Here is a 24,248-nt window from a genome sequence, read left to right on the forward strand (position 1 = left end):
ATGGGTGATGAAAAGTAAATTCACATATTCTTTCGGCTTTACTCTTATTGAGCTAATGGTTGTAGTAGTGATTGTTGCTATTTTTGCTGCAATTGCATTGCCCTCATATCAAGCATATGTTCTGCGTGCTGATGCTTCGCGTGCAGAACAAAAAATTCAACAAATCGCCATGCAACTCGCGCGTCAGAAATCTAGAAATTTTAATTATAGAGGTTTTTCTACTGGTGCTACCGCACCAGTAATTTTACCTGTTGGAGCGATTGGTAGCGCTATTAAATATCAAATAACGGTAAGAGATGGTGACGATACGACGAAAACTTTAATGGATACTTCGGTTTTAGGGCAAAATTGGGTTATTCGGGCAGAGGCTTCCGATCCTTATAATTTTACTTTTTTATTTAATAGTAGCGGGTTACGTTGTAAGAATAAAGCTGCTGATAATGTTACTTATACAACTTGTGGTACGGGAGGGGAGTCATGGTAATTAAAACAAAAGGCTTTACCTTAATTGAGTTAATGATTGCTATAGCAATTATTGCGATTTTAGCAGCGATAGCTTATCCCTCTTATCAAGAGCATATTCGTCGTACTAAACGTATGGAAATGCAAGCTACTTTGCAACAGATCGCTATGCAGATCCAACGCTACAAAATCGCAAATTTTAAAGTAATAGGTGCAACAAGTTCTGATTTCAATATAGCAGAATCTTATCCAGTACAGGGCAATCCTCTGTATACAGTCGATTTGGCCCCTGTTACCTCTGGTGCTTTAACTGCTGAAACATGGGTGTTAACTGCGACTCCAATTGTAAAGACTTCACAGTCGGGTGATGGAGATATCGTTTTAAATTATCGTGGTGAGCGTTGCTGGACAAAAGGGACTGATATTAATAGTGGTACCGCTTGTGTTCCTTCCGGAACATCAAATTGGGATGGTCGCTAATTTAAATTTAAAACTGCGGATAACTCAAAAAATAATCTTTCTTTCAGGGCGAAAATCACGTAGAATGTCGCCCTCTATGAAAGGGGTTTGAAGTGTTGCCGATGGTCGGCGCAGGGATAATCCGTAAGAATTATAAGGCTTTTATCATGGTTGTTATTCGTTTAGCACGTGGCGGCGCAAAAAAACGTCCATTCTATCAAATCGTTGTGACTGACAGCCGCAATGCACGTGATGGTCGTTTCATCGAGCGTATCGGTTTCTTTAACCCAACTGCACAAGGTCAAGCAGAAAAACTTCGTTTAGATGCAGACCGTTTTGCTCACTGGGTTTCTCAAGGTGCTCAACCTTCTGAACGTGTTGCTTCTTTAGCTGCTCAAGCTAAAAAAGCTACTGCATAATTTTTGTAGTAGGTAGCCCATGACATCAACACAGAATGTTCCCGAAGATCGTATTCAGATTGGACAGTTACGTTCAGCTTATGGATTGAATGGGTGGCTCTGGGTGTATTCAAATACAGAACCTATGAGCAACATGTTTGACTACCTGCCTTGGTACATTGAGACCAAGGCCGGTTGGCAAACAATAGATGTAAAACGTTGGAAACCACATGGCAAAGGCCTAGTTGTTGCGTTGAAAGGTGTGAGTGATCGCACTGGAGCGGAAAGCTTGGTTGGCGCTAATATCTGGATTGCTAAGTCTCAACTGCCAAAAGCAGATGTAGATGAATACTACTGGTCAGATTTAAAGGGCTTAACTGTATTAGGTCTTGATGAAGAAGAACAGGAAGTGAACTTAGGGAAAATTCATGAGTTGTTTGAAACTGGAGCTAATGATGTGATGGTGGTGCATGCTACCCCAGACAGCATAGATTCAGAAGAGCGCATGATTCCTTGGCATAAAGATGTAGTACAACGTGTTGATCTTGAAGCTGGTCGTATTTACGTCAATTGGGGCGTAGATTATTAATCCTTTTAGGATTAATACAGCAGGAAAATAGAGGAGTCTGTGATGTTTTTTGCAGTCATTACGCTTTTTCCTGAAATGTTTGAAGCGATTACAGCCTACGGCATCAGCGGACGCGCGGCAAAACGAGATATTGTACAAGTCACTTGTATTAATCCTCGTGATTTTGCTGAGGGAAACTACAGAAGAGTGGATGAACGTCCATTTGGTGGCGGCCCAGGTATGGTGATGATGGCTGAGCCTTTGGCGAAAGCAATTGCACATGCCAAACAGCTTGCCTCACAAGCAGGATGTGTTCATGTTCCTGTGGTGTATATGTCCCCACAAGGCAAAACCTTAAATGAACAGGCAGTACAGCAGTTTGTTGATTATGACGGCTTAATTGTACTGTGTGGACGTTATGAAGGAGTCGATGAACGTTTGATCCAGCATTATGTTGATCAAGAATGGTCAATTGGTGATTATGTTTTATCTGGTGGTGAACTGCCCGCTATGGTGTTACTTGACAGTATTATTCGCCGTTTGCCGAATGTAATGTCAGATGAACAATCAGCAGTACAAGATTCTTTTGTTGACGGTCTTTTAGATTGTCCACAATATACAAAGCCTGACCATTTTGAAGGGCTGGATGTGCCAGAGGTATTAAAATCTGGACATCATGGCAATATTGAAAAATGGCGTTTTTTGCAGCGATATCAAAGAACTCTAGAGCGCCGACCAGAGTTGGTCGAAAAGGTTGAGTTGACTAAGCAGCAAAAAAAATGGCTAAAAGATACGCAAGTGAATAACGGTAACTCTTAATCGTTATTCTCAAGAACGAAAGTTCTGCAACAAGACGAGAAGCAATGCTTCGAGTTAAAGCATAATTCTATTTAATGAATAGTTTTATGTAAATTTAAAGGCTCTTTATAGACATATTGTCGTAAAGGGAAAGATAAACGGGTTGATATGCGCTTTAGCCTCTATCCCCAGCGGAAATTCAGACCTCTTCTGACTCCGCACATATTGGAGATTCCCACAATGAGTGGTAAACATCCTTTAGTTCAAGCTGTTGAAAATGCACAGTTAAAATCTGATATCCCTGCTTTTGCTCCTGGTGATACTGTCATCGTTCAAGTAAAAGTAAAAGAGGGTGATCGTGAACGTCTTCAAGCATTTGAAGGTGTTGTAATCGCTAAGAAAAACCGTGGTTTGAACTCTGCGTTCACAGTACGTAAAATTTCTAGCGGTGTTGGTGTTGAGCGTGTATTCCAAACTCACTCACCAGTTGTTGCTAAAATCGAAGTGAAACGTCGTGGTGACGTTCGTCGTGCTAAACTTTACTACCTTCGTGACTTGTCTGGTAAAGCTGCACGTATTCGTGAAAAATTACCAGCTCGTAAAGCGTAAGCTTATAGCGAGTAAAAAAATGCGCCTTTTGGCGCATTTTTTTGTTTAAAAACTATAGTCCTTGAAGTTTCAAACGGTTTGCGTGTTGACGATAAACTGATACAGGATCGGAAGCGAAAATAGAACGTATACCAAGTACTTGGTTCACTTCATCTAAATGATTCCAGTTGTAATCATCACGAATTGTTTTACCAAATTTGGCACTGCATCGGGAAACAAGTCCATCATTATCACCAAATGGATCAACCACTAAACTACTGCCTGTCAGCGCAATATCAAATGGATCTAATGGGTTGGTCAGCGCTTTATTCCCCGAGAAAGAATACATATAAATACCTTTCTCTTGGTATGTCCCTTCACCACAAGAAGTAGTTGGTACACCCATAGGGAATTGAGCATTAAATTGAGCTGAACCTTGAGTTGATAAGCTATGAGCACCTGCTAAAGAGTCATGCGGATAGCTTGTTGGGTCTAGGCCTCCTGCCCAAGTAATGGCTGCTGAAAACCAGTTTACTAACGTTGCCAGTCCAGACAGAGGAGTACCCTCAACGTTCAGGATCAGATCTGCCATTGGTGATCCCTTATGAGGCGCACCAATTGTAGTGAGTGAGGCAACTTTCTCTGGCATGATACCGGCCACATAACGAATTGTCGGGCCCCCATGGCTATGACCGATCAAGTTGACTTTAGGCTTACCAGTAATGGCAATAATTTCTTCTACTTGCTGGGCAAGTTGTTCACCACGCACTTCTGTTGAGTTAAAAGGTGACACTCTGGTGGCCCAGACATTTCCTCCATTACGAGCAAGATCCGGAAGGATTTGGTACCAGTAATCGAGACCAAGAGTATCTGTTCCAACTCGGTTAAAACCTGCCATACCGTGGTTAAAAACTAGTGGATATTTGGTTTGTGCATAAGATGAATAGACGAACGAGTTTTTAACTTGTTCAGCATTTGTGGCATGGGCCGCTGAAACACTCAATCCTGAGAGCATTGCAGCGCAAAAAAACGTTAACTTCCTTTTCATTTTTTACTCACTATTTTTATTTTGTATGAAAAGCAGCTTCTTACTGCTAGTGCTTGTTTAGCCAGTTCCTAAAAGAAAAGGCTTAATAATTAAATGGCAGTTCACCTCCCTGATCATGGACCGTTTCAAAAGTTCGAAGTCTTAATTGTTCTTGTGATGAGTTAAATTGTTGTTGGCGTAATTGTTGTATGGCTTGGTTTTTAGCACTATCGCTCATATTGCTTTTAATAATTTCATCTCGTCCACTCAAGTAACTTGTGACCCTTTGCTGCCAAGCACTACGCTGTGTATCTAAAGTTTCTAATCGTTGAGTCGCCTCGGCTCCAACAAGTGCTGTACGCATTTTTCTAAGTTCTTCTGCTGAACCATTGCGCGCTTTAATTTGTTTGGTCAGTGCATGTAAGTCATCAAGTTTAGAGAGCTCTTGTAGGTTCTGTTGCCAGTCTTCTGGTAGTTGTTCAAAGCGTTCTTTAAGCTTTTGCGCCTTTTCAATTTCGCTTAAAGATGAGTCCTCAAGTATTTGCATACGATCTAGCGTGTAGTTCTGATAGATATCTTCGGTTGAGAAGAGTCCATCAATTTCAGCGGACGAAAAGAAACGTTTTCTTAGATCTTGAATTGAATTAAAGATCTTTTGAAAATAATTTTTATCTTGTTGTTTTGATGGAGGCGTTTGGATTTGAGCAAGCTGTTCACGGTATTTTAAGTAGCGGGTCCATAAATCCAGAATCTGTGAGCGAGCTGGCTCTAAATATTTCCCCTGAATAAATTGTCCAAAGTGATTTTTAATTTGCTCTAAATCATTTTCTCCATATTGAGTAATAAAATATTCAAAGCAGTCACGAGTTTGACTGTTAACAACCAAATGTTGGGAATTATCAATTTTTAACTGACAGTTAACTTCAGTATCTTGCTGACTTTTACTATGGTAAGCATCTGCATTTAGCGATGAATGATTTGTGGGTTGAGCCGATGATAAATTTTGAGCTGTGGTTTCACTGACTTGGGCTAATGTGTTTTTTGAGTCAGGCTTTAACCAATAGACACATGCAATGAGGCTCAAAATAAAAAAACCGAGCACGCACCACAATACCTTCTTCTGCATCCCTTGCATAAAGATATCTTCCTTAAGTTTTAATTTGTTGTTTTTTTACTCGATCATTAATGTGCCATAAAATAAGTGAAAAGGCACCTAAATATTGTGAAAATATCTTGCCGAATTTGCTAACATGTCGGCACTTTTTTCTAGCTTTGTGTTCCAGTAAAAATGACGACAAAAAATCAAAAAATTTCTCGTCGCCATATCAGTGGTGTATTTCTATTAAATAAACCATTAGGCTTAAGTTCAAATGCGGCTTTGCAAAAAGTGCGTTGGTTATATCGCGCCCAAAAAGCAGGCCATACTGGAGCGTTAGACCCCTTGGCGACAGGTTTGCTCCCGATTTGTTTGGGAGAGGCAACCAAGTTCTCACATTATTTGCTGGACTCAACAAAGCGTTATCAAACCACTGTTCGATTGGGACAGACCACAACAACAGGTGATGTGGAAGGGGAGATTTTACAAGAGTGTCCTATTCCTGTGCTCAGCCAAGAGCTTATTGAACAAACTTTAGAAAAGTTTAGAGGCGATATTCAACAAGTTCCGCCCATGTATTCGGCTTTGAAAAAAGAAGGTAAGCCATTATATGAGTTGGCGAGAAAAGGTATAGAGATTGAGCGAGAAGCGCGTCCAGTCACGATTTATGCTTTAGAGCTTATTGAATTTACCGAAAATAGTATCACTCTGGATGTAACTTGTTCTAAAGGTACATACATCCGTGTACTCGGTGAAGATATTGGTGAAGCACTTGGTTGTGGTGGGCATTTAACGATGCTGAACCGGACTCAAACAGGACATTTTGAGCTTATACCGAGTTATACCATTGAATATCTGGAAAGTTTAACAGAAGAGCAAAGAGAGGCTTTGCTACTTCCAGTTTATGCACCAGTTGACCATTTCCTAAAAATTCAAGTTCCGGAAGGGCGTGAAAAATATTTTTGCAACGGTTTAGAAAGCAATATTGAGCATTCTGCAGAAGCAGAAGTTTTGGTGTTTTCGGGTGAGCGCTGTTTAGGCTTAGCCGAGATTACCGATAAAAAACGGTTGGTACCTAAGCGTATCTTAAATTTGTAGTAGATGTAGAGTATAGAGCATGGGCATGGAATGGGACGTTATCCTTAGTTTGATCTTTTTTGCGTTTACTGCAGGAGCAATTGATGCTGCTGTAGGCGGCGGTGGACTCATCCAGATTCCCGGGATCATGAGCACTTTTCCTAACATGTCGACTGCTACGGTGATTGGTACCAATAAAGTCTCATCCATTTTTGGTACTGCATCGGCGGCTTATACATTTGCTAAAAAAGTAAAATTGCAATGGAAGCTTTTAGCCGTTATTGCCATTTGTGCTTTGATTAGTTCTTTTGCCGGCGCTGCATGTTTGTCACTTATTCCTCAATCGGTATTGCGTCCTTTCGTTTTCGTGATGTTGATTGTGATTGCGATTTATACCCTAGTTAAAAAGAACTTCGGTCAAGTTCATACCGAGCAAAAAATTACCACGAAAATGTTAATTTTAGCTGCTATTGGTAGTTTGGCTATTGGCTTTTATGACGGTATTTTTGGGCCGGGTACTGGTAGTTTCTTTATTTTCTTTTTTATCCGTTTTTTACAAGTTGATTTCTTGCATGCTTCAGCTTTGTCAAAAATCGGTAATTTTATGACTAACTTAGCTGCGCTGAGTTTCCTCATCCCAACTGGTCACGCTATTTTACATATTGGTTTAATGATGGCAGCGGCTAACGTACTTGGTTCTATTGTTGGGGTACGTACCGCGCTTAAGTACGGTAGTGGTTTTGTGCGTATTATCTTTTTAATCTTGGTGAGTATTCTGATTTGCCGTTTGGGCTATCAAATGTTTGTTACGGGTTAAATAAGATTGAAAGTATGAGCTGTCCCTAAAATGCAGTTCATACTTTTATGTATCATTTAAAGCTAGAAATATAAAAATCATTACAGAAATTTACTAGAAAGAAAACTGTGTAAAAAATAGTCTCATTTTAAGCTACTTAAACATTATAAATTTCAATGTATGATAAACCTTGAAATAAAAAAGATTTTTTAGCTAAAAAATGAGGAAGAGAATGAATATTTTCGAAGCATTAAGAGAAAGCCATGAAAATCAACGTAACCTTTCTGAACAACTCATTCAGACACACGGTTTAACCGAAGAACGAAAAGAATTATTTGATGCATTAAAAAATGAACTTTATGCCCATTCAGTTGCCGAAGATCGTTATTTATATATTCCTTTAATGTTTGACGATGTCGGTTTAGATATTACGAGACATGCTTTATCTGAGCATCATGAAATGGATGAGTTGGTTGAACAACTTGAAAAAACCGATATGAGTAGCCCGAGTTGGTTAGCAACCGCCAAACAGTTGAGTGAAAAAGTCCATCATCATTTAAAAGAAGAAGAGCATAAATTTTTCCAGCAAGCCGGAAAAATTCTTAAAGACAGCGAAAAAGAAACGCTGGGTAATAAATATTTAAAGGAATATAAAAAGTATAAAAAGCAGCAGTAGATTAAACCTACGCAGCTTTTTTAGTACTTCTTAAAGTAACACCAATAGAGGCCAGCATTACGCAAGCCAAAGCCACCCATTGCAGCATGCTGATTTCTTCGTGAAGCAATAAGAAACCCGTTAATGCTGCCAATGCTGGTGCTAAACTCGTTAGAGTTCCGTAAGTTAATTTATTAAGTTGTTTGAGAGCCATTAAGTCGAGTGCATATGGAATTGCAGTCGCTAACACCGCAATAAGTAAGGCTTTACCCCAGTATTGTGTTTCAAGTAATGCAGGAGCATTGTGCCAGACTCCAATTGGCAATAAGGCAAGTGCAGATACACCGATCCCAATCGTTAAGGCGTGCATCCCGATATTTTGGGTCACAACTTTATGACCGAAATAGATATAGAAGGCCCAGCAAAGTCCGGCACCTAGCGCACATGCTGCACCTACATACGAGAAATGGTGTTGAATAGAGTTTTGCCAAGGTACCATGAGTACAATGCCTAACATGGCTAGTGCTACCCAAATGTAGTCACTCTTTTGTTTAATAGAAAGAAGCGCAAGGCCTAATGGACCAATAAACTCTAATCCAACAGCAATACCTTGGGGTAATTTTCCAAGTGAGGTATAAAATAGGATATTCATTAAGCCTAAAGATGCGCAGTACATCAATAAATCACGCCATTTTAAATAGGGTAAGCGTGACCAGATTTTCCAAGATCGGAACATAATTGCGACAATAACCGTTGCAAAACTCAGCCTTAAAACTGTAACGGTGAGAGGGTCTAACGTTGCAATGAGCTGCTTAGCAAATGAAGCGCTGATTTGATATGAGACCATCGACAAAATCATATACAGCACAGCAATAATTGGAAGATTTTGCATGGAAAATACTCTAGCGCTTCATCTGATGTCTAAAAATAATGGTGGACAATTATAACGAATACTATGTTTTAGCTGGCAGATTTTATTAAATTAACTTGCTGCTTTTTCACGTTCTTGGCGAGCTTTTTGGGTGGTTACGGTACAACCAACGGAAGCAGTGATAATGGTTGCAAGTGCTAGCCATTGATTCCATAAAAGATATTCACCCAAGAAGATAAACCCAGATAGTGCTGCAACTGCGGGCTCTAGGCTCATTAATGTTCCAAAGCTTAAAGGTGTCAAATTGCGCAGTGCTAACATTTCTAAAGAGAATGGAAGAGCACTGGCTAAAATGGCCAAACCAATAAAATAAAAAAGATAGGGAAGTTCTATAACTTGTGCAATTGAGCCTGAAAAAAAGGTAATGGGTAATAAGATGCATGCCCCTACACTCATTCCTAAACAGACCGTGTGGTTACCTGAAATACCTGAAGGTTTCTGTCCAGCAATAATATAAAGCGCCCAACAAGCCCCTGCACTGATCGCAAATAAGACGCCGATCCAATCTAGGCTATGTGCTTGATTAAAAGGGAAAAGTAAAATAAGACCAATAATTGCGAAGCTGACCCAAACAAAATCATATTTTTGCCGTGCGTGGTATAACGCTACACTTAAAGGGCCAATAAATTCAAAAGCAACTGCAATTCCTATCGGTAAGCGTTCGATCGATAGGTAAAATAAGGCGTTCATGCCTGCAAGCGCAAATCCATAAGCTAAAATTGCTTTCCAGCGGACCTGACTAAAATTAATTCGCCAAATTTGAAAAATAATGGCGAGAATAATTGCACCTAAACATAGGCGCATTGCTGAAACAGTCAGTACAGGGAAGTTCTGAAATAAAATTTTAGCTAAAGATGCGCTACTTTGAACGCTTAACATGGCAAGAATAAGAAAACCCAAAGCATGTAGCTGAGATTTCTGGTTTAAAGTGGACATTTTATTATTTGATCAATTGGTATACTTTTCACATGATAATGTAAATACCCATAAAAAAGCCACAGACAATGCTGTGGCTTTTGAATTTACAGTTGGTATTAGAACAATACGCGCACACGAATTGTACCTTCAACTTCATGCAACATATCTAAAGCTTCTTGAGAAGCAGAAGCGTCAACATCCATTACGAGGTAACCGATGTCACCTTTAGTCATAAGTGACTGACCAGAAATGTTGATGCCTTGTTCAGCAAATAAGTTGTTGATTTTAGACAATACACCTGGCACGTTTTTGTGGATGTGCAATAAACGGTGTTGACCAGCTGTCAATGGTAACGCGATTTCAGGGAAGTTCACCGCAGAAAGTGTCATACCTTTGTCAGAGTAAGCAACAAATTTCTCTGCAACTTCTAAACCAATGTTTGCTTGCGCTTCCATGGTTGAACCACCAACGTGAGGAGTTAAAATCACGTTGTCTAAGCCGCGAAGTGGAGATTGGAATTCTTCACCATTTGCTTTAGGTTCTTTCGGGAACACGTCAACCGCTGCACCAGCAATATGACCAGACTTGATTGCATCAGCTAAATCTTCAATTACTACACATGTACCACGTGCAGCATTTAAGAAGATCGCACCTTCTTTCATTTTCGCAAATTGTTCTTTAGTAAAGAAGTTACGTGTAGAAGGAACATCTGGCACATGCAACGTTACAACATCTGCAGTTGCTAAAAGTTCATCTAGAGAACCAACTTGGCGAGCATTACCCATTGGTAATTTGGTTACTGCATCATAATAAATAACATGCATACCCATGCTTTCAGCAAGAACTGAAAGTTGAGAGCCGATGGAACCGTAACCCACAATACCTAAAGTTTTGCCACGAGTTTCAAAAGAACCGACAGCAGACTTGTCCCAACCACCACGATGACAAGCCGCCGATTTTTCAGGAACACGGCGAAGAAGAAGAATCGTTTCAGCAAGTACAAGCTCTGCAACCGAACGCGTATTTGAATACGGTGCGTTGAATACAGGAATACCACGTGCCATTGCTGCTTTAAGATCAACTTGGTTTGTTCCGATACAGAAACAACCTACTGCGATCAATTTATTTGCAGCTTCGAAAACTTCTTCAGTCAATTGGGTACGCGAACGAATACCAATAAAGTGAGCATCTTTAATTGCTTCTTTAAGCGCTTCGCCTTCAAGAGCAGTTTTACGATAGTCAATATTGGTGTAACCCGCAGCGTTTAGAGTATCGACTGCGTTTTGATGAACGCCTTCTAACAAAAGGAAACGGATTTTATCTTTAGGTAGTGAAAGATGTTGGCTCATTACGGCTCCGCTACAAAGGCCAAATTTGGTGGCGGTATAATAACATACTGGGCGGTGCTATAGATATTTCGTTTATACCATCGCCTTATGGCAATTTTATCTATGTCTAATCACTTCTGTTTATGGCTTGTCGAGCATTTTAAAATATGCTTGGTAGGGGGATAAATGTGATTTTTCTCTGAAAGCCCCATAGAAAGCATTTATTTACGTTAAACATGTTTTGTAGTGACAGTATCTCTATTCTGAACTTTATCGCTTGCGCGGATACATGTAGAATATAGGAGTTCCTTGAACATTATGGCTTTGCTCAGGTGAGAACCTTGAGAATTATGAGGTCATAGTCCCACCACAGTTTACTTCTTGCTAGGTCTGCAAACGATGAATGCTCCAGTCGCTTTAACACCTGAGTTACTCACCCAATTAACAGCAATCGTCGGTGAAAACCGTATTAAAACTGATGCTGATAGTCTCGAAAACTGGGGTAAAGATCATACCAAGCATTTTAATCCGAACCCATCGGTCATCGTTTTTCCGTCAACGACTGAACAAGTTCAGGCAGTTGTAAAGCTTGCGAACCAGTTTAATGTTGCGATTACACCGTCAGGTGGTCGTACTGGTCTCTCTGCTGGTGCGGTAGCAACTAATGGTGAAATTGTCATTAGCATGGACAAAATGAACCAAATTCTTGAGTTCTTCCCGGCAGACCGTATGGTGCGTGTTCAAGCTGGTGTTGTGACTGAGCAATTGCAAAATTATGCAGAAGAACAAGGCATGTATTATCCGGTGGACTTTGCGTCAGCGGGTTCTAGTCAGATTGGCGGTAATATTGGTACCAATGCTGGTGGTATTAAAGTTATTAAATATGGCATGACACGTAACTGGGTACTTGGCTTAACCGTAGTGACTGGTAAAGGTGACATCCTGCGTTTAAACAAAGGCATGGTGAAAAATGCAACTGGTTATGCATTACAGCATTTGTTTATTGGCGGTGAAGGCACATTAGGTTTAGTGACCGAAGCAGAAATTAAACTTGAGCGTCAACCACAAAACTTACAAGTTTTAGTTTTAGGTGTCCCTGATTTTGATGCAGTAATGCCTGTGTTACATGCTTTCCAAAAAGACATCGACTTAACTGCATTTGAGTTCTTTGGTGAACTTGCAATGCAAAAAGTTTTAGATCATGGACATGTACAACGCCCATTTGAAACTCAATGCCCGTTCTATGTATTACTTGAGTTTGAAGCTCCATATGAGCCGATTCTCGATAAAGCAATGGAAATTTTCGAGCATTGTATGGAGCAGGGTTGGGTACTTGATGGCGTAATGAGCCAGAGCCTTGACCAAGTAGAAAGCTTATGGCGTTTACGCGAAGATATCTCTGAATCAATCGCGCCATTTATTCCATACAAAAACGATATTTCAGTATTAATTACTCACGTACCTGCATTTATTCGTGAAATTGATGCGATTGTTCAAGAAAACTATCCAGACTTTGAAATTTGCTGGTTCGGCCATATTGGTGACGGTAACTTGCACTTAAATATTTTAAAACCTGAAAACTTAACCAAAGATGAGTTCTTTGCGAAATGTCAGGTGGTTAATAAATATGTGTTTGATACTGTTAAAAAATACGATGGTTCAATCTCTGCTGAACATGGCGTAGGTATGACGAAAAAGCCATATTTGGAATATTCACGTTCGCCTGAAGAAATTGAATATATGAAAGCATTGAAGTTGGCATTTGACCCGAAAGGGATTATGAATCCAGGCAAGTTATTTGATCTTTAAATTATATCTATTTTGTAGGACTACATAGTTTCTACAGAGTAACCGACAAAGGCATAGCATCATAAAGCTATGCCTTTTGTTTTTGGTGATAAAAATGCAACGTTTATTTTTAATTTCAGCGCTCTGTGCTGGACTTTTCACTGGGTGTGCGACGACCAGTAAATTAATTCCTTTTGTGGGTTCGGAAACTCCGATGCAACAAGTACTTAAAGCCCAGCCTGAGATCGTAAAAGAGCATAACAATACCTCAGTTCAGCAAGTATTTAACCGAGTAGAATCTCCAACAGTTTCCCGTATTACCGTTATCCAAACAGGTTTAATGGATGATTCTGTTTCTGCAATCCGAACAGAATATTCATTCAAATTGGTTGATGAAAAGTGGCAATTGCAAAATAAGCAAAAGAGCTATCAATGCGCGAGAGGGAAAGGCTCTAGAGGTTTTCAAACTCAGCTTTGCTCTTAAAAATAAAAAAGACGATAAATATATCGTCTTTTTTATAGTCTAAATTATACGCCGCTTTCTAAAATTTTAATTTTGACGTCAACTACATCATCTTTAACGGCTGCATGATGCGCTTGCATGTGCGGTGTAGCTAAATGCGCTTCAAGATGAGCAACACTTTCCCATTTTTCTAGCATGACAATCGTATCAGGCTCGTGAGTTTGGAAGTTAGCATTTGATTTGTGATCAACTAAAGGTTCATAACCATGACAACCATCTTCTGCTAAAACAGTTGGAATGATTTTTTGAAAGGCATCCAATACGTTCTGGCGATGCTGTCCACCCGATTTAGTACGAATTTCCGCAATAATGGTTAGCATAGATTTCTCCTTATTAGGCTGCTGCAAATACAGTATTTAAGTGTGCTTTATATTCTTCAACATAACTATCAACGTCAGGCATTTTAATGACGTCATTTACAATAAATGTCGGAAGGGTGCTCATGCCTAAGAACTGATTGGCTTTATGAAATGGTAAATAAACGCCATCTACACCTACGCCGTGGAAGAATTGATCTGCATCTTCAAATGCTTCCATTGGAGCATTCCAAGTCAATGACAGCATATATTTTTTGTCATGAATTAAACCACCTGAACCATATTTTTTTGAGGCATCAGAACGGCTACGCCCATCACTTGCATAAAGTGAACCATGACCAGTGGTAAAGACATCATCAATGTACTTTTTGACTGTCCATGGTGCGCCCATCCACCAGCCTGGCATTTGATAAATAACAACATCTGCCCATAAGTATTTTTCAACTTCACTTTCAGCATCATAATTGCTGTCTGCACGGGTGACTTGGACTTCATGGCCGAGTTCCGTGAGATGTGTGGTTGCTAGGGTGGTTAATGTGTCATTTAATTCACCGTTTGAGTGGGCAAATTGTTTAGCGCCATTAATCACTAAAATCTTACTCATGGAGGTTGCTCTCATTAAATTCCTGTATTTGACGCATACTCTATGAGATTTACTGTTGTAGAAAAATGCATGAATAGGAAAAATATTGTTGATAAAAAATCAATAATTATTATTGGATTACTATTTAAAATTAATCTATCTCATTAATATCAATAAATTTATGCCTATTTACAAAGCTCAAAAGGAAAAAGTGGCCTATTATCTTTAGCATTAATTTTGAGTAAATAGAGGGGAAGAGTGATGAAAAAGAATGGTTTGTTGATTATTTTCAGCCTAAGTATATTAACTGCTTGTGCTCCATCTCAAAATTCTTCTGCTCAACTCGCTGATAGTCCTATACAGGCTGTATTGCTCGATCAACCTGATCTTTTAAATAATGCAAGCAATTTAGATATTTCACAGCAAATGAATGCTTCGGATGATCCTTCCAATGCTCAAGTTACTATTTTGCAAACAGAACCTAGTCCAGATGCGGTGTCGAAGACACGTACTGAATATTTATTAAAACGGGATCAGCAAATTTGGAAAATTGTGAATAAAAAGCAAAGCTATCAATGTACAAAAGGAGAGGAAACTACAGATTTTCAAGTTAATCCTTGCCCATGATGCTTAATTTTTTATCGAATATGTGGATAACTTTGAGTTTGTGCACAAGCATAATTTGCATGCCTTTTTGTGCACAAAACTGAAATTTAAGCTTCTTGAAATTGCATGATTGCTGATCAATTTAAAAAGTGCTATTGTTGCGCTCGGCAATTGTGCCAATTGGTAAAAATTACCGAATCTCACGTCATATATTTTTTCTCGTTTTAGACACCTTGTGAATACGGTGTTTCACACTCTAAACATGCACTCTCACGGCATATAACAATTTAACTAAAGATTGATTGACCATACATGTCATCGTCATGACTACATCTTATTTTACAGGTAGTCGTACAGACATATGGCCGCTATTTTGAAGTGTACAACTCATGAAAAATATTCAAACGACAACGTTGAACCGTACAACGTTGATGTTTCCTTTGGCCTTAGTGCTATTTGAATTTGCGGTTTATATTGGTAATGACCTGATTCAGCCAGCCATGTTGGCAATTACTGAAGATTTTGGTGTAAGTGCAACTTGGGCACCATCTTCGATGTCATTTTATTTATTAGGTGGCGCATCTGTTGCATGGTTACTTGGTCCTTTGTCGGACCGTCTCGGTCGTAAAAAAGTACTATTAGCAGGAGTTTTATTCTTTGCTCTATGCTGTTTTTTAATTTTACTGACGACGCAAATCGAGCAATTTCTAGCTTTAAGATTTTTGCAGGGAATTGGCTTAACCGTAATTTCAGCAGTTGGATATGCGGCTATTCAAGAAAGCTTTGCTGAACGTGATGCGATTAAAGTCATGGCACTCATGGCAAATATCTCATTACTTGCACCCTTGCTAGGACCTGTACTTGGCGCTTTCTTAATTGATTATGTGTCATGGCACTGGGGCTTTGTCGCCATCGCAGTATTGGCATTACTCAGTTGGATCGGGTTGAAAAAACAGATGCCAAGCCAGCAAGTCAGTGTAACCAAGCAACCTTTTAGTTATCTTTTTGATGATTTTAAAAAGGTGTTTACCAACCGCCGGTTTTTAGGTTTAAGCCTTGCATTACCTTTAGTGGGTATGCCTTTAATGCTATGGATTGCTTTATCTCCAATCATTTTAGTAGATGAATTAAAGCTCACCAGTGTGCAATATGGCTTAGCTCAATTCCCTGTATTTTTGGGTTTGATTGTAGGCAACATTGTCTTAATCAAAATTATTGACCGTTTGCCTTTGGGTAAAACCGTCATGATGGGTTTACCGATTATGCTCACTGGTACACTTATTTTAATATTAGGTGTGGTGTGGCAAGCCTATCTCATACCGTGTTTGCTTACAGGCATGACGCTCATCTGTTTTGGTGAGGGAATTAGCTTTTCAGTCTTATATCGCTTTGCACTCATGTCATCTGAGGTATCAAAAGGAACAGTTGCAGCAGCAGTTTCAATGTTACTGATGATGAGCTTCTTTGCAATGATTGAGCTTGTACGTTATCTCTATACACAATTTCATTTATGGGCTTTTGCATTGTCTGCATTTACCTTTATTGCTCTTTGGTTTAGCCAACCGCGAAGTGCTTTGAAGCAGGAAATGCAAGAAAGACTGCAACAAGGCAACAATTAAATAAAAAAATACCGGAAGTGATATTCCGGTATTTTTTTATTCTACTTAATCTCTTGTTCTAAAAGTTTACCCTTGAGAATTAATAATTCAGGCAAGGTTTCTAGCAATAAACTGATTTGTTTTAACACGAGTGTGTAATTCTCTGAAAAGTGCTCATGAGTAGTTAGGCTTTGAATTTGCGCTAAAGTCTGCTCAAGGAAATTGAAATCAATATAAGCCGGATCAAATAAGCTCTGATTAAGAATTTGCTGACAATCCAGTAAGAGTTGTAATACCTGTTGATCATCAATTTTTTGTCGTTGGCTTCCTAACGCTGCTACGTAACTCAGTTGGCTGTGGCTATAAACCAGATAACGAAAAGCATAATGGATGAGTTGAGGGTTCGGGTTGGGTTCAGCACTTAGGCTTGAAATCATGTTGGATAGCTCAATCTGAGCGTTATGCGCAGCACGACGAATTCGACGGTACTCTATATCCTGATTTTTACCATATTGATATTGCTCAACAATCACATTGAAATAATCTAAGGTCGCTTTGCTGCTTTTATTAATATTATTGGGGATGTTTCGAAAGTTCCAGTCGGGCCAAATAAAGTTTACGGCAAGCCATGCAATAAAGCAGCCTAATAAGGTATCTATCAGTCGAGGCAAAATAATACTGTAGCCAGCGCCTTTTAAGTTGAAAATTAATAGCACCATAAGGGTGGCCATGAGTGTAGCCAAAGCATATTTTTTTTGACGTAAGTAAAAAAAGCAGACTCCACAAATAATTGTAATGATGAGCTGGCCTTCAATACTCGGTACAAAATATAAAATAGGTATTCCTAATAAAACACCGAGTAGGGTACCAATCGTTCTTAATTTAAGACGGCTTTTAGTCGCAAAATAAGTAATCTGACAGACAAACAAACTGGTGAGTAAAATCCAGTAGCCATGCTGCGCAAAGGGTAACAGTGAAATTGCATAACCTGCGGCGAAAACCACAGCAATTCGTATGGCATGCCTAAACAGCGCTGACTGTGGCGTAAGTTGTTGCCGAAGTTTTAAGATAAGATCTGAAAATCCTTGAATATCATCATCAAGTAAATTTAAGTGTTCTTGTCTTGTTTGAGTGTTATTTTCAGGAACAGGTTGGGCATATTGCAGTTGTTCAAACTGTTCATGCATTCCTTTTAAATTATCAAAAATAAGTTTTAAATTTTTAACTTCAAAATTTTGTGGATGTTGTTGTATCCAATCTTTTAAAGAACTTTCCAAATGTCCCAATACTTTCTGACTTTCTTGCGAAGGCTGATATGGCTGGTTATATAAAATACATTGAGCTAAGTCTTGGCATGCTTGTGCTTGTAGACGCAGGTTTTTTTGGAAACGGAAAATAAGATCACTACGGCTAAAATTCTGTTGAATATGTTCGTAATGTAAATAATTTGAAGTGGCTTGCTCGTGAATATCTCGTGCGAAAAAATATAGGTTTAGCCAATAGATACTTTTATTACTGACTCTGGAAGCTTTGAGCCGAGTAAGTAGTGAACTGCGTATTTGATTGAGACTTTGGGCAACTTGTGTATTTTGTAGAGATAATTCATATAAAAGCTGCTCAACATTCTCTTTATTGTCCGGATCAAACAAACGAGCTTTTGCTTGTAGTAGAACAGAAATTTCTTTAAAAATTTGTGAGAGCTTATCTTGTAAGGGAAGTGTCGGTTTAATAATAAAAAATAAAATAGAAGTTAAACCGTACCATAGAGCACCATAAACAAAATAAGTAGGTTGTTGATACCAATGTACGTATTCGCCTAAACCGAACATACTATAAATAGAGAGCAGAATCGTGCCAAAAGAAATCGTGGCATAACGTTGCCCTAAGGCGCCTAGTAATATGAAAAAAGCGCTTGAGATAGAGAGATATAAAATAAAGAAAATTTTGTAAGGAGCTAAAAAGCCAAGAATACTACTGACTATAAAAAAGAGCAGACAGACATAGACCAAGTTGCGTAATCGAATACTTAAACGATCATCAAAGTCTGTTAATGCTGCTGCAATTGCGCCTAAGGTCACGGGAACAATAAGTTGATTATAGCCCAGCCACAGCAAACCTAAAGTTGTGCCAGTGAGTACAATCAGAATTTGCAGGCAATAAATTAAAATAGAGTTTGTCTTAAAGCTATTAAATATTTGGGTCAGATAATTCACGGCTTTTGTTCTAAATTAGAGAATACGTGAGAAAGCAGTATGTAACTTTAAATTTTTATTACTTCAAAAATATTATTCTTTTTATCTACAAAAGTCAGTCATTTTTTAAGATTTTATTAGACTTAAATCAAGTTGTAATGATCAATAAATTAACAAAATTGTGGATATCTTTTTAGATACCCACAATTTGAAAAATACATAAATTATTTAATCACACCACATGCAATTCGTGCTCCGCCACCGCCAAGAGGTTGAGGTGAGTCTGAATAATTGTCGCCACCAGCGTGGATCATAATAGCTCGACCTTGAATATCAGCAAGTTTCAATCTAGGGGCGATTACGGCAGTTGTTGCAACACCTGTATTATCGACAACTAAAACAGGTAGATCGCCTAAATGGCCAGTGGTTGGAGTACCGTGATGAGGGGCTTGGTTCGGGTTATAGTGGCTACCCGCAGCTAAAGCAGCGCCAGGTTTTCCATCTTTTACAGCAGGTGCACAAGAAGCGTTTTCATGAATATGGAAACCACGAGTACCACTTGGTAAGTCAGCAAGAGCAGGGGTAATAATTAAACCTTTGTCACTATCTTGAAAGCTAATCGTACCTATTTTTTTGCCAATACCATTAGCTGTCACTTCATTTACGTCGACCACTTTTTTTGTATGCATTGAGGTTAATGCTTGGGCTGTGTCAGATACAGTTTTAGTTACCGAACTACAGCCAACGGTAAAAAGGGCTGTAAGCGCACAGACTACGCCAATTTTATTAAACATCTGCATGATTGGATGTCCTTATAAATATATATGATTGTTTGATTCAAACAAACACAGGTCTGACCTACAAGTTAATTTAAATAGTTAATTTGTATCTAGAAACATTTTTAAATTAAATCTCTATGTCACTTTTCATCATTAGACGATTCACTCTCAGAATCATAAATCATGGTCGTTTTTGGCATAGGTTCAGGCTCAATCGTCTCATGTAACCATTCACGCCAAATTGCCAGTAAAATAGCCAAAATTACAGGGCCAATAAATAAACCGACCAAGCCGAAACTCGCAATACCACCTAATACACCAAACATAATTAATAAGAACGGAATTTTGGTGGCGCCAGAAATGACGAGTGGTCTAATCACATTATCTGAGCTACTGACAATCACCACGCCCCAAACGACAACCCCAATTGCTTCCATGGTTTGTCCCTGAGAGAACAACCATAAACCTACGCCTAAATAAGAAATTGGAGTACCAAATGGAATTAAAGCCAATAAGAACGTAGCAATAGTGAGTACCATAGGGTTTGGTACACCTGCTACGAAGTAACTTAATCCAGCTAAAACGGCTTGAGCAATTGCAGTTAAACCTACGCCATAGACTACTGCACGAGTTGTCTCGGAAATCGTATCAAGATAGTGATGAATACGAGGGCCAATGACCATTTCTAAAGCTTTACTCACTTGAGACAAAATCATTTGACCATCACGGTAGAAGAAAAATAGGCTAAATACGGCAAAGCCAAGTTTGACAATATTTTTGCTAATCTCACCGAGCAGTACACGGCCATAACTTAAATGACTTTGTACCCAAGCTGCGATATTTTGAATGGTGCTATTAGGATCGTTGTTTAACTCATTGAGTGTACGAGAAATCTCTTTTCCTACAAAAGGAAGCTCGCGTATAAAATCTGGAACGCTTAAATGGCCCGAAAAAACCTGACGTTGTAAGTCAAAATATAAGTTGCGTCCTTCATGCTGCAAAATGAAAATAGCGCATGTAAAGGGTACACCAACGACTAAAATGACCAGACTAATCATTAGAGTTGCATTTAAAGTATTGCGGGTTTCTCCAAAAAAACGCTGAATTCTTAAATAAATAGGCCAAGTCATATATGCAATGATGGCAGCCCAAAGTACAGGAACAATAAAATATTTCAGGATATTAAATCCTAAAAAAATCAAAATAAAAAACAGCCCAAACAATAAAACGCGCTGTAAATTAGGAGCGTATGGATGCACGAACAATATTTCTCTAATTTTCTACGTAGAATAAAGTCATATTAACTGAAAAATAACCTGAGGCAAATTTTAAGGTCACAATGTAAAAAACCTTATACAACTCTTTTTAGAGGCTAAAAGTTAATTAAAACCACTCAGCTTTATCTTCAATTAACTTGTTTAGAACAGGTTGCCATTGATTTTGGATACTAATAAAGTTCTTTTGCGGTTTATCAAAAATGCTTAAACCCTGCATTGCTAAGCTGCCATACGCAGTGCGTTCAGCAATCCATGCAACAGGTTCCTGTTCAATTTTTTCAAAGAACTGTTGGATATCTTTTGAACTTGCACTGTTTGGTTTTACACGATTTGCAAGAAGTAAAATCTGAACTTTACCTTTACGAATACGTTTAATGTCTTGTAAATGCTTTAAAAAACGACGAGTACTGTCTATATCAAAAAATGAAGGTTGAAGTGGAGTAATAATGGCATGCGCTTCACTAATAAGCTGTTCAGCATGCTCACCTGACAGAGCACCAGGCGCATCAATAATTAAATAGTCCAGATTTTTGGGTGCATCACCAATTGATTTTTCATGACGCCAGTCTAGGCTTTGAATCGTTGCAACAGTATCAGGGCGCTGTTTTAACCATTGTAAAGCCGATTTTTGATTGTCCGAATCTGCTAATGCTACTTTATATCCTTTTTGTGCCAATGCCGTTGCTAACGTAATGGCTGTCATGGTTTTTCCGCATCCGCCCTTTTGATTTGCAATAAGTATCGTTTTCATAAATCCAATTATTTTCAGCAGCACATTTGTTTATGTTTTATACCTTAGCATCTTTTTGTGAGAAGTAGATGACTGCATTTGACAAAAGTTTAAGCTGTTTCGTTATTTTAGATATGATTAGAGTTGTAATCTTAATTCGCGCTTTTTAAGGAAAATTTATGTCTGTATGGCTTGCCATGCTTATTGGTGCTGGCATTGGTATTATCATCACTACTATTATTTTATCAAATACACGTAATGGACGAATTAAGGCTGAATATGAGCAATATATTGCTGAACTTGAACTAGAGCATCAACAGGCGCTTACTCAAGCACAAAAGAGAAGTGTAAATACAAGTCGTGCGGTGTTGAAAGGAAAAATGGCAGAACAATTTGCTCCCGTTTTACCTGAATTTCAGTATTTACCAAGTGATGCAAAATTCATGGGCGATCCGGTGGACTATATTATTTTTGATGGATATACCGATTTCCGCGATGGCGATGGTACGGCAGAAGACATCAATATTATTTTGCTTGATGTAAAAAGTGGTGGAGCTAGACTTACGAAAGGTCAACAAGCAATTGCCCAAGCTGTTCAACAAGGTAAGGTTCGTTTCGAAACGTTGAGAATAGATTTCGAAGATTAACAAGCTGTTTAATTCAGCACAAAAATAGACGAAATTGATCTGTATTGTTACTAAATTTCGATATTTTTTTCATCGCTTAAAGCTATTATAAATTGAAGATCTATTCACTTTGATCTAGCAATATTTGAGGTGTAACACGATGAAAAAACAAAGTTTGATGATGGGCTTACTCGCCGTGATTGGCATGAGTTCAACATTTGCATCGACCTCAAGTGAATATAATATTGCCAATGGTTTGAGCCCGATAGAAAAAGATCAATCTATTTCTGTATTACAACCTTTTCAAGGAAACTTCAGAATCTTGGGTTCAAAAGTTTATCAAAATGATGAACAAGCTAAGTTTTCTCCTATCGACTATGCAGTAAGTTGGGGATTGTTTGCAAAGCCTGAAATCGCACGTCATATTTCAGTGAAACAATATGACCGTTATTTAAACTGGAAAATTCCTAAATTACCTGTTCCAGCAGAGCAAGCAATGCAAATGGTATCTAACATGCACATCATTCCTGCAAATCCTGAAATTGCTCAGCAGATTAAACAGGTTAAACGTGGTGATTTAGTTTATCTAAAAGGTGATCTTGTCGAGATTAAGGACAAAAACTTAGTTTGGAAATCCTCACTTACGCCGACTGATACGGGTGATGGTGCATGTGAGTTATTCCGCGTTCAGGCAATTCATTGGGTTGAAAAGCAAAATATATAATTTAAAAAAAAGCCTTCATAAGTTTGAAGGCTTTTTTATAACCAAGACATTGCTTATTTCTGTTGCGATGCTTTCCAATATTTTAATTGATTTTGCGCTTGTAAATAGTCGGCAAGATCATTGATCTGTTCATCTTTAGTGGCTTGCTTATCACTCAAGTGTTTTTCTTGGTTTTCCCAATATTGATAAAGTAGACCCTGAATGTAACGACCTTGCTCAGTTTTTAAATCTAAATCTTTTAACATGGTCAGAGAAGAGCGCACATTATCGAGAGTACGCTGTTGCTCAAACTCTGTAGTGAGGGTTCCAGCTTCATGCATTTTTGCTAATTCACTTTCCATCTCGTCACTCATTTCTGTAAAGCGGCGGTCATAATCCTCTAAGAGCGCAATATCGTGTGCATCATCAGCAGTGGCAGGGAAGGTCTTAACAGGTCTTTCATTTAGTTTTTCTAAAACCTGATCGGTAGATGAGGTGGCAGAAGGTTGCTCCGTCTTAGCAGGCTCATCCGCTTTTTTACAAGCAGTCAGAAATAGGCTAGAGCAAAGCAAAGACATTAATATGATTTGAGGTGTTTTCTTCATAACTTTCAACCAAACCTATTCACTAATTATTTAACGGGTAACGTACTTTTTTGAAAGTGATATGCATACGTAACATATGGAAAATCAATCTGATCTAGAGGACCTAATCCCGTAAAATCATAAACAATTTTTTCAAACTGTGCTTTGAGTTGTAATTGATCTTTTTCAGTCATTGCAGCAATAAAGCTCGTAGAGAGTAAACGTTTGCTTACGACTTGTTCGACAGAACCGTGTTGTGACTGTGTGAATGTTTGTAGGCTATCAAATACGAATAAATCTTGTTGTTCAAATACGCGTTTCCACTTTTCACTATGATAACGAGGTGTGTCACCTTCAAGTGGAAGTAGGAAGTCAGCTAAAGCCTTGACCCAATCTGTACGTTCGTCTCGTTGATTCCAAACTAGCCCTAAATGTCCTTCTGGTTTTAATACTCTATGCATTTCTGTTAGGGTATCAAGGTTGTCAAACCAGTGAAAAGATTGCGCACAAACAATGGCATCAATTTTATGATCTTCTACAGGAATTGAATGGCTAAAAGCCTGTAATGTTTTGATATCAGGATAAACTTGTTGAAGCTGCTGTAACATCTCGCCAATTGGCTCAACTGCAATAACATCTGCATGCGTTTGTTTTAAGTAGGGTAAGAATTTGCCAGTACCCGATCCAAGATCAATAACAGTAGAGTTTTCCTGTATTTGTAGGCAATTTTGCAGCCAACTTACTATTTCTGCGGGATAATTGGGTCTAACTTGCTGATATAGTTCAGCAGCTGAACTGAAGCCTTTTTGAGCGGCAGGATGTAAGGATTGTGTCATATTTT

The 24,248-nt window shown here is 38.7% G+C and carries 28 protein-coding genes; 15 read left to right on the forward strand and 13 right to left on the reverse strand.

Going from position 1 to position 24,248, the window contains the following annotated elements; all coding sequences use genetic code 11:
* Positions 1-7: 7 nt before the first annotated feature.
* The 6 genes from ACYU0V_RS01735 (at position 8) to rplS (ending at position 3,294) form a co-directional block, all read left to right on the forward strand.
* Complete coding sequence (locus ACYU0V_RS01735; RefSeq protein WP_060464976.1) at positions 8-484, forward strand: type IV pilin protein; 477 nt, start codon at positions 8-10, stop codon at positions 482-484.
* The gene (locus ACYU0V_RS01740; RefSeq protein ID WP_068563932.1) at positions 478-942 is read left to right on the forward strand and encodes a type IV pilin protein; all 465 of its coding nucleotides are present in this window, start codon (positions 478-480) and stop codon (positions 940-942) included. Before ACYU0V_RS01735 ends, ACYU0V_RS01740 begins: the two co-directional genes overlap by 7 nt.
* A 146-nt stretch (positions 943-1,088) precedes the next feature.
* Complete coding sequence (rpsP, locus tag ACYU0V_RS01745) at positions 1,089-1,340, forward strand: 30S ribosomal protein S16 (RefSeq protein ID WP_000260334.1); 252 nt, start codon at positions 1,089-1,091, stop codon at positions 1,338-1,340.
* A 19-nt stretch (positions 1,341-1,359) separates the two neighbouring features.
* Positions 1,360-1,908 carry a ribosome maturation factor RimM gene (rimM, locus tag ACYU0V_RS01750; RefSeq protein ID WP_002116736.1) on the forward strand — a complete coding sequence of 183 codons (549 nt, stop codon included), beginning with the start codon at positions 1,360-1,362 and terminating at the stop codon, positions 1,906-1,908.
* Between the two features lie 42 nt (positions 1,909-1,950).
* Complete coding sequence (gene trmD, locus ACYU0V_RS01755) at positions 1,951-2,706, forward strand: tRNA (guanosine(37)-N1)-methyltransferase TrmD (RefSeq protein WP_060464974.1); 756 nt, start codon at positions 1,951-1,953, stop codon at positions 2,704-2,706.
* A gap of 219 nt (positions 2,707-2,925) precedes the next feature.
* Positions 2,926-3,294 carry a 50S ribosomal protein L19 gene (gene rplS / locus ACYU0V_RS01760; RefSeq protein ID WP_002116654.1) on the forward strand — a complete coding sequence of 123 codons (369 nt, stop codon included), beginning with the start codon at positions 2,926-2,928 and terminating at the stop codon, positions 3,292-3,294.
* A 52-nt stretch (positions 3,295-3,346) separates the two neighbouring features.
* On the opposite strand, the gene ACYU0V_RS01765 is transcribed toward rplS, so the two are convergent.
* Positions 3,347-4,288: a lipase family alpha/beta hydrolase gene (locus ACYU0V_RS01765; protein WP_342371553.1), complete on the reverse strand. Its 942-nt coding sequence runs from the start codon at positions 4,286-4,288 to the stop codon at positions 3,347-3,349.
* A gap of 115 nt (positions 4,289-4,403) precedes the next feature.
* Positions 4,404-5,435 carry a lipase secretion chaperone gene (locus ACYU0V_RS01770; RefSeq protein WP_461848808.1) on the reverse strand — a complete coding sequence of 344 codons (1,032 nt, stop codon included), beginning with the start codon at positions 5,433-5,435 and terminating at the stop codon, positions 4,404-4,406.
* Positions 5,436-5,588: 153 nt separating this feature from the next.
* On the opposite strand from ACYU0V_RS01770, the gene truB reads away from it, so the two are divergent.
* From truB to ACYU0V_RS01785, 3 genes are all read left to right on the forward strand, one after another.
* Positions 5,589-6,494 carry a tRNA pseudouridine(55) synthase TruB gene (truB, locus tag ACYU0V_RS01775; protein WP_282463654.1) on the forward strand — a complete coding sequence of 302 codons (906 nt, stop codon included), beginning with the start codon at positions 5,589-5,591 and terminating at the stop codon, positions 6,492-6,494.
* Positions 6,495-6,513: 19 nt separating this feature from the next.
* Complete coding sequence (locus tag ACYU0V_RS01780; RefSeq protein ID WP_081404667.1) at positions 6,514-7,290, forward strand: sulfite exporter TauE/SafE family protein; 777 nt, start codon at positions 6,514-6,516, stop codon at positions 7,288-7,290.
* 211 nt (positions 7,291-7,501) lie between these two features.
* Positions 7,502-7,945, forward strand: a complete 444-nt coding sequence (locus ACYU0V_RS01785; protein WP_001019905.1) for a hemerythrin domain-containing protein — start codon at positions 7,502-7,504, stop codon at positions 7,943-7,945.
* Between the two features lie 7 nt (positions 7,946-7,952).
* Here the strand turns inward: ACYU0V_RS01785 and ACYU0V_RS01790 are convergent, their stop codons facing one another.
* From ACYU0V_RS01790 to serA, 3 genes are all read right to left on the reverse strand, one after another.
* The gene (locus ACYU0V_RS01790) at positions 7,953-8,816 is read right to left on the reverse strand and encodes an EamA family transporter (RefSeq protein ID WP_086394126.1); all 864 of its coding nucleotides are present in this window, start codon (positions 8,814-8,816) and stop codon (positions 7,953-7,955) included.
* A gap of 90 nt (positions 8,817-8,906) precedes the next feature.
* Positions 8,907-9,791, reverse strand: a complete 885-nt coding sequence (locus tag ACYU0V_RS01795; protein WP_069037134.1) for an EamA family transporter — start codon at positions 9,789-9,791, stop codon at positions 8,907-8,909.
* 98 nt (positions 9,792-9,889) lie between these two features.
* Positions 9,890-11,122 (reverse strand): phosphoglycerate dehydrogenase, encoded by a 1,233-nt coding sequence (serA, locus tag ACYU0V_RS01800; RefSeq protein ID WP_002116919.1) that lies wholly within the window; start codon positions 11,120-11,122, stop codon positions 9,890-9,892.
* A gap of 378 nt (positions 11,123-11,500) precedes the next feature.
* Here serA and ACYU0V_RS01805 point away from each other — a divergent pair, with 378 nt between their 5' ends.
* Both ACYU0V_RS01805 and ACYU0V_RS01810 read left to right on the forward strand, forming a co-directional pair.
* Positions 11,501-12,910 (forward strand): FAD-binding oxidoreductase, encoded by a 1,410-nt coding sequence (locus tag ACYU0V_RS01805; protein ID WP_461848814.1) that lies wholly within the window; start codon positions 11,501-11,503, stop codon positions 12,908-12,910.
* A gap of 94 nt (positions 12,911-13,004) precedes the next feature.
* A complete protein-coding gene (locus ACYU0V_RS01810; protein WP_017400479.1) occupies positions 13,005-13,373 on the forward strand; it encodes a hypothetical protein in 369 nt (122 codons plus the stop codon).
* Between the two features lie 44 nt (positions 13,374-13,417).
* Here the strand turns inward: ACYU0V_RS01810 and ACYU0V_RS01815 are convergent, their stop codons facing one another.
* Together ACYU0V_RS01815 and ACYU0V_RS01820 are read right to left on the reverse strand one after the other, a co-directional pair.
* On the reverse strand, positions 13,418-13,732 hold the full coding sequence (locus tag ACYU0V_RS01815; RefSeq protein WP_417891079.1) for a putative quinol monooxygenase: 315 nt from the start codon (positions 13,730-13,732) through the stop codon (positions 13,418-13,420).
* A gap of 13 nt (positions 13,733-13,745) precedes the next feature.
* Positions 13,746-14,333 (reverse strand): NAD(P)H-dependent oxidoreductase, encoded by a 588-nt coding sequence (locus tag ACYU0V_RS01820; RefSeq protein WP_014207799.1) that lies wholly within the window; start codon positions 14,331-14,333, stop codon positions 13,746-13,748.
* 237 nt (positions 14,334-14,570) lie between these two features.
* Between ACYU0V_RS01820 and ACYU0V_RS01825 the strand changes: the two genes are divergently transcribed.
* Positions 14,571-14,939, forward strand: a complete 369-nt coding sequence (locus tag ACYU0V_RS01825) for a hypothetical protein (protein WP_086355294.1) — start codon at positions 14,571-14,573, stop codon at positions 14,937-14,939.
* 368 nt (positions 14,940-15,307) lie between these two features.
* Positions 15,308-16,537: a chloramphenicol efflux MFS transporter CraA gene (gene craA, locus ACYU0V_RS01830; protein WP_461848818.1), complete on the forward strand. Its 1,230-nt coding sequence runs from the start codon at positions 15,308-15,310 to the stop codon at positions 16,535-16,537.
* A 41-nt stretch (positions 16,538-16,578) separates the two neighbouring features.
* Here the strand turns inward: craA and yccS are convergent, their stop codons facing one another.
* The 4 genes from yccS to ACYU0V_RS01850 all read right to left on the reverse strand — a co-directional run bounded on the left by yccS (position 16,579) and on the right by ACYU0V_RS01850 (position 21,515).
* Positions 16,579-18,729 (reverse strand): YccS family putative transporter, encoded by a 2,151-nt coding sequence (gene yccS, locus ACYU0V_RS01835; RefSeq protein ID WP_461848819.1) that lies wholly within the window; start codon positions 18,727-18,729, stop codon positions 16,579-16,581.
* A gap of 203 nt (positions 18,730-18,932) precedes the next feature.
* The gene (gene sodC / locus ACYU0V_RS01840) at positions 18,933-19,502 is read right to left on the reverse strand and encodes a superoxide dismutase family protein (RefSeq protein WP_141314906.1); all 570 of its coding nucleotides are present in this window, start codon (positions 19,500-19,502) and stop codon (positions 18,933-18,935) included.
* A 125-nt stretch (positions 19,503-19,627) separates the two neighbouring features.
* A complete protein-coding gene (locus ACYU0V_RS01845; protein WP_461848821.1) occupies positions 19,628-20,746 on the reverse strand; it encodes an AI-2E family transporter in 1,119 nt (372 codons plus the stop codon).
* 124 nt (positions 20,747-20,870) lie between these two features.
* Positions 20,871-21,515, reverse strand: coding sequence for a ParA family protein (locus ACYU0V_RS01850; protein WP_005804567.1), 645 nt, complete (start codon positions 21,513-21,515; stop codon positions 20,871-20,873).
* A gap of 158 nt (positions 21,516-21,673) precedes the next feature.
* Between ACYU0V_RS01850 and ACYU0V_RS01855 the strand changes: the two genes are divergently transcribed.
* Positions 21,674-22,141: a Holliday junction resolvase-like protein gene (locus tag ACYU0V_RS01855; RefSeq protein ID WP_046811866.1), complete on the forward strand. Its 468-nt coding sequence runs from the start codon at positions 21,674-21,676 to the stop codon at positions 22,139-22,141.
* A gap of 139 nt (positions 22,142-22,280) precedes the next feature.
* Positions 22,281-22,844: a hypothetical protein gene (locus ACYU0V_RS01860; RefSeq protein ID WP_046811865.1), complete on the forward strand. Its 564-nt coding sequence runs from the start codon at positions 22,281-22,283 to the stop codon at positions 22,842-22,844.
* 53 nt (positions 22,845-22,897) lie between these two features.
* Here the strand turns inward: ACYU0V_RS01860 and ACYU0V_RS01865 are convergent, their stop codons facing one another.
* Together ACYU0V_RS01865 and ACYU0V_RS01870 are read right to left on the reverse strand one after the other, a co-directional pair.
* Positions 22,898-23,428: a hypothetical protein gene (locus tag ACYU0V_RS01865; protein ID WP_017481702.1), complete on the reverse strand. Its 531-nt coding sequence runs from the start codon at positions 23,426-23,428 to the stop codon at positions 22,898-22,900.
* A gap of 26 nt (positions 23,429-23,454) precedes the next feature.
* On the reverse strand, positions 23,455-24,243 hold the full coding sequence (locus ACYU0V_RS01870) for a class I SAM-dependent methyltransferase (RefSeq protein WP_372550553.1): 789 nt from the start codon (positions 24,241-24,243) through the stop codon (positions 23,455-23,457).
* Between the last annotated feature and the right edge of the window lie 5 nt (positions 24,244-24,248).

The organism is Acinetobacter sp. X9, assembly GCF_054889255.1.